The organism is uncultured Microbulbifer sp. (assembly GCF_947489355.1).
Taxonomy (GTDB): Bacteria; Pseudomonadota; Gammaproteobacteria; order Pseudomonadales; family Cellvibrionaceae; genus Microbulbifer.
In genome coordinates, this window is the sequence record NZ_CANLDD010000090.1 from 1 (window position 1) to 8,652 (window position 8,652).

The window sequence follows — 8,652 nt, forward strand, 5'->3', positions numbered from 1 at the left end:
CAGGCTGTGGATGTATCAGTTTCTGGTGGGCGTGCCTATGAGCTGCTGGGGATCGCGCTGGAGGAAGGGTTCACTGGCATTGGCGTAAAGCAGAAGGGAGCACACAAGGGGCGATTTCTGCATTTGGATGATCTTGGGCTTATACCGGGTGAGCGTACCCGGCCTACTGTCTGGAGCTACTAGCCGCGTTTCTGGGTTGTATAAAATTTGCTCAATGTTCTGATTTGATGATTATTATCGTAGGTGAACCGCTGCAGAATTGCTTCCGGGGTAGTAATCAGGATAATAGTGGTCACGGCGACCACTATATAAATGTTAGAGCTTAATGATGAAGAAAATATTAGCAATTAACACCCTATGCTTATTGCTTTTAATAGCCGGGTACTACTTCTCTAGTCAGGCTTTGGCTGGAAGTTATACTACCGGCGTAATGCAAGGGATAGCGCAAGCTTGTATTGAAGGTTTTGAGCCAATAGGCGGAACTTTTTCATGCGGGGAGGCTATTGCCATTTACAACCCAAATTTTAGCGGCGCAGCAAAAAGTGAAACGCATATCAACACTTTCATATTTATGGCTATAGAAATAGTTTTGTTTATCTTATTATTTGCTAGCTTGATTTTGGGGTATCGGGCAATAAACCGTTCTAACAAATAAGGATATGTTGCGCTTGCTGCAACATTTACACCTAAATAAACAAGCCGGCCACTGAGCCGGTTTTTTTACGCCTGGAGAAAGCTACTTCTACAGGTCCGAAAATCTGGAGCTACTAATGGACTGGAAAGCGATAGTTAAAAGCGTGGCGCCGACTCTGGGCGCTGCCCTTGGTGGCCCTGTTGCGGGAACGGCAGTCAAGTTCCTGGCCAGTGCCTTACTGGGTAATGACAAGGCCACTGAACAGGATATTGCCAACACCATTCTGACGGCGAGCCCCGAACAGCTACTGGAACTGCGCAGCCTAGACAACCAGTTCAAGCTCAAGATGCGTGAGCTGGATATTGATGTATATCGGCTCGAAGTGGAGGACCGCAAGAGTGCACGGGAACTAGGCATCAAAGGGGGCCTGTGGGTCCAGGCGGTGCTGTCGTTTGTGTTCATCAGCGGTTATTTCTTCCTGACCTACCTGCTGTTCTCCGGCAGCGTAGAGGTAACCCCGGCATTCGAACAGACCGGAACCCTGATGCTTGGCGTGATCACCGGCGCAATACCAATGATCTTGCAATTCTGGTACGGCTCCAGCCAAGGAAGTAAGGAAAAGACACAGGCAATGAAGCCATGAACACACAACCCGAGCACTGGCACCTGAGCAAAAGCGTATCAGTCACCCAGATAGTCAGCATCATTCTTTTGGCGGCTGGTTTATTTATATGGGGCTCTGATATAGAGAAGGGAATCACAGCCAACACCCAGGCCATTCAACACGAATCAGACCTGCGTTCTCTGGAGCAGAAGCACATCGGTGAATTCAAGGATGAGATCCGAGCTCGATTGCAGCGTATTGATAACAATCTGGAAAGATTGATAGAGCGGAGAGAGTAATGGCCAGGCGCAACCACAACGGCCTGACTGATAAGTGGCAGATATTTGCAGACACCTATCTGGCTGATCCTGAGTTAAATGCGACGAAGGCATATAAGGTTGCATATCCGAATGCGAGCCAGCGAACCTGCGAGGTAAAAGGGTCAGAATTGGTGAGAAAAGGTGAGGTGGCTGAATACATCCAAAAAGCCCAGAAAGCCCGCTCAGAGCGCACTCAGATAGACGCGGACTATGTACTGAAGCGCTTGGCAGAGATCGACCAGATGGATGTTCTGGACATTCTCAAGGATGACGGTTCGCTGAAGCCCATTCGGGAGTGGGCAAAGGTCTGGCGTCAGTTTATCTCTGGAATGGACCTGTCAGAGCTGTGGGAAGGTAGTGGTGATGAGCGCCAGGTTGTCGGTGTGCTGAAGAAAATCAAGTGGCCGGACAAGGTGAAGAACCTGGAACTGCTGGGCAAGCATGTTAATGTTCAGGCATTCCGCGAACAGAAAGAGGTGAAGGTCACTCTGCAGTCGCTGATTGATGATCTGATTGAGTGATGGATAATCTTTCGGGCAATTTACTTAGGACGTGTAAATCAGCATAATGGTGCTGCGGTGATCCCTATATTGACGCTCTTACCATTTTATTTGGTGATTTTGATAACCTAGGCCAGTTAGGATGAAACTCAAAATTTTTCTGATCTTATTTTTTATTCCTCTGCAGGCCTATGCTGATCAGCCTCCAGATTGGAGAAACTTTAAAGTTACTTCCGCAAATGGTAAATGGAATGCATTTGTAGGAAGAGATTACAACGAGGGGGCTAAGTATCCCTGGGAAGATACATGGACCTTGTCCGTCTATAAGGCTTTCCGTTATCCGATACCTACTCCAAGTGAAATTCCCATCTGGTCGCGTCCTTATGACCCTAGCGGCTATGCTGGAGGCTATTTGTCGGATGATGGAAAAGTTTTTGTTTATGTTGAATATTGGTACCACAAAGATCGCCCGGTTGTAAAAATTTTCAGAGAAGATTGTAAGATATTTAAAGATGGGAATTTTTTTAAGGTTGGGAAAAATCTTAAGAAAACGGTATCTCATGAGCTTTGGTTGGGAAAGGGAAAAGTTCTTCAATTTGTTTCTCTAGAGGGTGAGCCACATATAGAGATAAGCACCGTATCTGGTGTTAGGTATGTTAATACTGTTTGTGAAAAAAGCACAAACTGATTCTATAGGCTAGATGTCTTTATCTAAAGGATTACAAAAAACGGCTGACTAGATATAAGCCCGCCCAGCGCGGGTTTTTTTGTGTCTGGTGATTTTGTGTTTGAGAAAGTGACTGAATAATCCCTGTTAGAGAGATGACTGATTAATGAACCTGCAAGCGGAGATTTCCTCGGAAGAAGTGGAGTCGGTTCGAGATCTGATCAAGCGCTGTGTTCACGACTTTCCCTTTTTTGCTCTGAAACAATTGAAGATCGCTACAAAGCGCGGTGCTCTGAAGCCATTGAAGCTCAATCGGGCGCAACGCTATGTGCATGAGCGCCTGGAAGATCAACTGTTTGAGTTGGGTATGGTGCGGGCCCTGATTCTAAAAGGGCGTCAGCAGGGTATCAGCACTTATGTTGAAGGCCGTTACTACTGGAAGACACGATTCCGCAAAGCAGTGAAGGCTTTCATTCTCACGCACCTACAGCAGGCCACTGACAACCTGTTCGATATGGTGTTTCGTTACCACAACAATTTGCATCCATTGCTGAAACCGGCAACGGCCAATGCCAGTTCCAAAGAGCTGCACTTTGCGCAGAACGATAGCGGCTACAAAGTGGCGACAGCAGGCAGCAAAGGCGCTGGCCGCTCCAGCACGATTCATTACTTCCACGGCTCTGAAGTGGCCTTCTGGCCTCATGCGGAAACCCATGCAGCTGGTGTGCTGCAGGCAGTGCCGGAAGGGGAGAACAGCGAGATTATCTTCGAGAGCACGGCCAATGGCATCGGCGGTTACTTCCATGACCTCTGGCAGAAAGCCGAAGCCGGCGAGTCGGAGTTTATCGCAATTTTTCTGCCCTGGTACTGGCAGCCGGAGTATCGCAAAAAAGCGCCAAGTGATTGGAAGCCCAGTGATACGGAACTGGATACTGCCAAGACTTACAACCTGGATAGGGACCAACTGTACTGGGCGCACCAGAAAAACATTCAGCTTCGTGGTGATGTCGGCGAATGGGGCTGGCTCTTCCTGCAGGAGTATCCATTCTGTGCCGCCGACGCCTTCCAGCAATCGGGACAGGACACCCGGGCAGATTGGGTGGTGCGTCCGGACGATGACGACAGCGTGGAAGTGGCGGAGGGCATTAACGAAAAGCTCAATGAAGCGGCGCGCATGACGCGGTCTGATAAAGCCTGTGCTGATGCCTTTGCCGGCCAGGTCAAGTGCGGGCTCGACTGGGTGGAGGTTTCCCGCAGCAGTGATCCTTTCGCTTATCCCTACCGCTGTAAGCGTGTGCACCGCAATGAGATTTTTTGGGATTGGCATGCGGAGTCGGACCTTTCCAACGCACGTTGGTTGGTACGGCGACGCTGGGTGGACCGGGATCAGGCAGAACTGGCGTTTCCCGGCCACAAGGATTTGATCAGGTTCGCCTGCCAGGGTTGGGATGGGTTCGACACCGAATACCAACTGATGCGGCGGGAGGATTTGCTTGGCGCTTATTCGGATTACACCGCCACCGATATGTTCTTGCAGGATTGGTGGGACAGCGACCGGGAACGCGCACTGATCTATGAGGTGTATTCTGGATATTAAGCACAACGGTTCCATGACGATACCGGGGCGCAGTATCCGCCTGGTGGCGCGGGAGCATCTGGACCTGATGACGCCGGATTGGCGCAGTGCCGATACGGTGCGGTCAAGCCGGGAGCCAATGCTACACAGGTTTCCCGCACCCTTTTATCGGATTACCGCGAAGCCATTGAACAGGGCACGTTGGCCAAACTCTACGCCATGCCCAATAAACCCTGGTCCGCGCCAAACGCGGTACCCATGGCCCAGGGGCTCTACAGGCAGGATCGGGATCAGGCGGCCCGCAAGGCCGGGCGTGGATTTTCTACCACCCCAAGACGTTACCAGCCCAAACCCCGCAATTTCTTCTGATTTTTCTGAGGCGCCTATGGCCAGTAAAAAGAACCTCACCGATGCAGTGATCGGGGACAGCCTGAGCCTGCCGCTGGTGTTTAAGGATGAGAATGGCAGCCGTATTGATATTTCCGGTCGCACCTTCTGGTTCACTGTCAAATTGAATCCGCAGGTACCGGATGACCGGGCAGATGCCCAGATCATTTTGACAGCGCCCGCCGATGCCAACAGCCAAAACGGGGAAGTGGCCATTGGTCTGTCCGCGGCGCAGACGGAAAACCTCAAGGCCACCAGTTACAACTACGACGTGCAGATGGCCACACCGATTCTCGGCGATGAACCGGAAGTGCGGACCATCGTGTACGGCCGCATCCGTTTCCTGCAGCAGATTACCCGAAGCCGCTGAACCATGGCCAATACCATTACCTTTATTGAAGAGAGTGCCACCAACACCATTTCCGTGCTCGCGTCCGAGTCGGTTCAGGTGCAGTCGGTTACTGAAACTGTCGAGGCCCGACAGGTGGCGAGCCAGGCCCTGGAGGTGACGCTCGATGCTAGAGGGCAGCCGATCACGGTTGAAGTCACCGGCGATGTGGGTGTGGTGGCGAGACTGGCGGCGCAGGTGGTGGAAGCGGAGCGCAGCGCCTCTGCCAGTGCTTTGGCGGCGGCACTGAGTGAAGCCGGTGCAGCCAACAGTGAAGAATATGCCGGCGTTAGCGAGGAGAACGCGGCCTCCAGCGCTACCGATGCGGCCAGGAGTGCGGTACAGGCCAATGACCACCGTATCGCCGCCGAAAGCAGTGCGGTGAGTGCCGGCGATAGCGCGAGCTTTGCCGAGTCCAGCAAACAGGCCGCTGCCGATAGTGCCGCCTCCGCGCAAAGTTGGGCCGGCTCTGCACAGATTTCTGCCGAACAGGCTGGCACTGAGGCCGGGAAAGCCGAAACCAGCGCCACGGAAGCTGCAGGTTCCGCCTCGGCGGCTGCCACCAGCGCGCAGAATGCAGCCGGTAGCGCCGGGCAGGCGGAGGGTCATGCCAGTGATGCCGGTCACAGTGCCGAGACTGCCACCACCCAAGCCGGTTTGGCCACCAGTGCAAAAACCGATGTGGCAATAGCGCGGGATGCGGCCATAAACGCGCGCACCGGTGCCGAGACAGCCCAGGCCAATGCCGCCGCTAGTGCTACCGCTGCGGCCAGCAGTGCAACAACCGCACAGACAGCAAAGGCGGGTGCGAGTGCGGCGCAGCAAAAAGCGTTTCAGTGGGCCAACCATCCTGAAGACCAGTTGCTACCCGGAGAAACCCAATACTCCAGCGCCCACTGGGCAGCCAAGGCAGCCAAGGCCGCCGAGTCCGCTGCCACGGCTTCGGGGCAGGTGGAGTTTCTGGGGTCCTGGGATGCCGCTGCCAAGGGTACACCGCCGACGCCTGCCAACTCCGCGCGTTATGTGATCGTTAGTGACGGCGTTGTGGACGGCAAAAACGTCTACGTCAATGACTTTATCACCTACTCGGTACCGGATGCGCAGTGGTTTGTCACGCCGGGCTCGGGCAATGTGGCCAGCGTCAACGGCCATATCGGTGCGGTGGCGTTGGATTATGGCGATTTTGCCGGGGCACAAAGTATTGCCCTGGATAATGGTTTGGGAATCCTAGGGAAAGATGCCGGCGGCAGTCATCGCTATCTGATTCGCGCACGATCGGAGGGGTATGTCCAAGTTGGAGAAAGTGCGTATCCCGTCCGCCTTTTTGGGAACAGCGTACCGCAATGGTACAACGGTAGTGAAACCCGCGCTTTGCTGACGACCGGCGGCGGGCAGGAAGTGGCCACCTACTACTACTGGATTGGCGGCATTTGGCCGAAGGATGCTATCAGGATGTAGGGAGAGCCCGGACCCGATAGATTACGAGAGGGCAGCCCTCACGGATGCTGCAGTATTGGCTTACCTGAATGTGATAGCCAGGCGCCAGGACAAGGAAAAGGCCGCGCTGGAGAGGAAGGTTTTTTGGTTGCGGTATTACTACCGGTGGGAAATGCAGGGTGTGTGCAGGAAGGTTGGCCAAGGTAAAACCTGGGTGGTAAATATGTGTCGAATGATTGAGGGAACAGTGGAGGCGTTTCTTTTGGCACAGAATGCCGCATAACTGGCTTTTAATACAGTCTGTATGTATTGACAGTGCGCACGTGTATCTACTATTCTAAGCTAAGCTGTCGCGAAGTATGTACAGCGGGATCATACCCCCCTTTGAAAGCCCCGCCTGGTTAATCCGGCGGGGTTTTTTTATGGCTGTATTTCGACTGTTCGGCCGTTCTATGGATGAAATACGGGGATGCTTTGCAATACCAGACGCCGTTACTTGCCATCGCTGTCCGGTTGTTGTAGCAACTTAACGCGCATGGGCATTAAATACCAGATAACTCCAGCAATTAAGTACTGCACGAAGATATTTCCGACCCAGTTTACCTCCTCGACTCTATTAGCTGCCATCATTAAAAACATGATGCTGCCACATATCAAGTTCAGCCAAAAAGTGAACCAAATTAAGCCGATATTTGCAGCGAGATTTCGAGCGGCGAGGATCAGAAATATACCTAGAATTGCGTACATTGCCAGAGAAAGTATTTGATACTCTTGATAGGGGGGTATCCATCCCCACCCTGGAGGCCATGCAAATCGCATCATCGGGTAAATGCCAAAAATATAAAATAGACCTATAGCCTTCAGGGCAAAGGGAAGGCACTTGATACGAGTGGTGTCATCCATAGTTTACTCCAGAGCGGAGACCGCTTTTAAGTTGATTTAGCTGCAGTCAATAATATAGATGAACTAGGGCCTAGTTCGCTTGGCGAAAACTTTTTTGTGTTCGCAATTCGACTGTTTGTCTTGGAGTCACTGCTTCCCTATGGAGGAAGTCCTCAGATGCTTTGCAATAGCCAGGCGCCAGTTACTCACTATCGCTGTGCAGTCGTTGTAATAATTTAATGTTTTTGGGTATTAGGTACCAGAGAACCCCAGCAATTAAATACTGTGCGGGGATCTCACCGATCAAGTTATCTTCAAGGACTTGATCAGGTGCCAGCATAAAAAGTAAAAGACTGATGGTTGCATGTACCAAGCTCAACCAAATTACGAGCCAAACCAGAACGAGGTTAGCAATGGGATGTTTAGCGGCGAGCAACAGGAATACCCCCAGAGTTGCATAGGTTCCTATAATAGTATATTCGTATTCGGGCTGCCGTGGTGTCCACCCCCATCCTTCAGGCCACCACCATTCCATTAACGGGTAAATAGCAAAGGTAAAAAACAAGCCTATAATCATCATGACAATGGTGAGGCATTTGATACGGGTGATGTCATCCATAGCCTTCCCCTGAGCGGAGACCGCTTTTAAGTTGATTTTGTCGCAGTCAATAATATAGACGAAATAGTTCCTGGCCTGCTCCGTGCGGGCTTTTTTGTATCTGGTAATCTCATGCTTGAAAACGACTACTTCACGGAAGAGGAGTTGTCCTGCCGCTGTTGCGGGAAACTCCACTTCTCGGATGATACGCTGCGCCGATTGATCAGGGTCAGGGTGCGCTTCAACAAGCCTATGGTGATCAACTCCGGTTATCGCTGCCAGGACCACTGCGCCAGGATCGGCTCCACCATGACACACACTACTGGGCAGGCTGTGGATGTATCAGTTTCTGGTGGGGGTGCCTATGAGCTGCTGGGTATCGCGCTGGAGGAGGGGTTCACTGGCATTGGCGTAAAGCAGCATGGTCCCCACAAGGGCAGATTCCTCCATCTGGATGATCTTGGAGCTATTCCGGACAAGCGTGACGGGCCCACAATCTGGAGCTACCCAAGGTAGGGCGTATGAAGGGAGTGGCACAGAATTGATTTCGAGACAGTAATCAGGATAATAGTGGTCACGACCACCACTATATAAATGTTTACCCTACGAGAGAGAACATGACTCCGACTACTTCCATGGCACTATTTATATCAATGGTT

Annotated in this window: 14 protein-coding genes; 12 read left to right on the forward strand and 2 right to left on the reverse strand. The window is 51.9% G+C overall.

The genetic code is table 11. The features are described 5' to 3' along the window. The 11 genes from Q1A48_RS19995 to Q1A48_RS20045 form a co-directional block, all read left to right on the forward strand. Positions 1–183: hypothetical protein (locus Q1A48_RS19995; RefSeq protein ID WP_299948448.1), on the forward strand; the 183-nt coding region annotated here is incomplete at its 5' end. Between the two features lie 142 nt (positions 184–325). Then, complete coding sequence (locus tag Q1A48_RS20000; RefSeq protein ID WP_299948450.1) at positions 326–655, forward strand: hypothetical protein; 330 nt, start codon at positions 326–328, stop codon at positions 653–655. A 115-nt stretch (positions 656–770) separates the two neighbouring features. Next, a complete protein-coding gene (locus Q1A48_RS20005; RefSeq protein WP_299948452.1) occupies positions 771–1,277 on the forward strand; it encodes a hypothetical protein in 507 nt (168 codons plus the stop codon). Beyond that, positions 1,274–1,537, forward strand: a complete 264-nt coding sequence (locus tag Q1A48_RS20010) for a hypothetical protein (protein WP_299948454.1) — start codon at positions 1,274–1,276, stop codon at positions 1,535–1,537. The genes Q1A48_RS20005 and Q1A48_RS20010 overlap by 4 nt, the downstream gene beginning before the upstream one ends. Continuing rightward, positions 1,537–2,079, forward strand: coding sequence for a terminase small subunit (locus Q1A48_RS20015; RefSeq protein WP_299948456.1), 543 nt, complete (start codon positions 1,537–1,539; stop codon positions 2,077–2,079). Before Q1A48_RS20010 ends, Q1A48_RS20015 begins: the two co-directional genes overlap by 1 nt. 121 nt (positions 2,080–2,200) lie before the next feature. Beyond that, positions 2,201–2,746, forward strand: coding sequence for a hypothetical protein (locus tag Q1A48_RS20020; protein WP_299948458.1), 546 nt, complete (start codon positions 2,201–2,203; stop codon positions 2,744–2,746). Positions 2,747–2,891: 145 nt separating this feature from the next. Continuing rightward, on the forward strand, positions 2,892–4,322 hold the full coding sequence (locus Q1A48_RS20025) for a hypothetical protein (protein WP_299948459.1): 1,431 nt from the start codon (positions 2,892–2,894) through the stop codon (positions 4,320–4,322). A gap of 78 nt (positions 4,323–4,400) precedes the next feature. After that, positions 4,401–4,670 carry a hypothetical protein gene (locus Q1A48_RS20030; protein ID WP_299948461.1) on the forward strand — a complete coding sequence of 90 codons (270 nt, stop codon included), beginning with the start codon at positions 4,401–4,403 and terminating at the stop codon, positions 4,668–4,670. Positions 4,671–4,686: 16 nt separating this feature from the next. Next, on the forward strand, positions 4,687–5,058 hold the full coding sequence (locus tag Q1A48_RS20035; RefSeq protein WP_299948463.1) for a hypothetical protein: 372 nt from the start codon (positions 4,687–4,689) through the stop codon (positions 5,056–5,058). A gap of 3 nt (positions 5,059–5,061) precedes the next feature. After that, complete coding sequence (locus Q1A48_RS20040; RefSeq protein ID WP_299948465.1) at positions 5,062–6,534, forward strand: hypothetical protein; 1,473 nt, start codon at positions 5,062–5,064, stop codon at positions 6,532–6,534. Beyond that, entirely contained in the window at positions 6,518–6,796 is a 279-nt protein-coding gene (locus Q1A48_RS20045; RefSeq protein ID WP_299948467.1) for a hypothetical protein, read from the forward strand. Before Q1A48_RS20040 ends, Q1A48_RS20045 begins: the two co-directional genes overlap by 17 nt. Before the next feature lie 209 nt (positions 6,797–7,005). On the opposite strand, the gene Q1A48_RS20050 is transcribed toward Q1A48_RS20045, so the two are convergent. Next, entirely contained in the window at positions 7,006–7,416 is a 411-nt protein-coding gene (locus tag Q1A48_RS20050; RefSeq protein ID WP_299948469.1) for a DUF6632 domain-containing protein, read from the reverse strand. A 181-nt stretch (positions 7,417–7,597) separates the two neighbouring features. Next, a complete protein-coding gene (locus tag Q1A48_RS20055) occupies positions 7,598–8,014 on the reverse strand; it encodes a DUF6632 domain-containing protein (protein WP_299947572.1) in 417 nt (138 codons plus the stop codon). A 111-nt stretch (positions 8,015–8,125) separates the two neighbouring features. Here Q1A48_RS20055 and Q1A48_RS20060 point away from each other — a divergent pair, with 111 nt between their 5' ends. After that, positions 8,126–8,509, forward strand: coding sequence for a D-Ala-D-Ala carboxypeptidase family metallohydrolase (locus Q1A48_RS20060; RefSeq protein WP_299948471.1), 384 nt, complete (start codon positions 8,126–8,128; stop codon positions 8,507–8,509). Positions 8,510–8,652 lie beyond the last annotated feature (143 nt).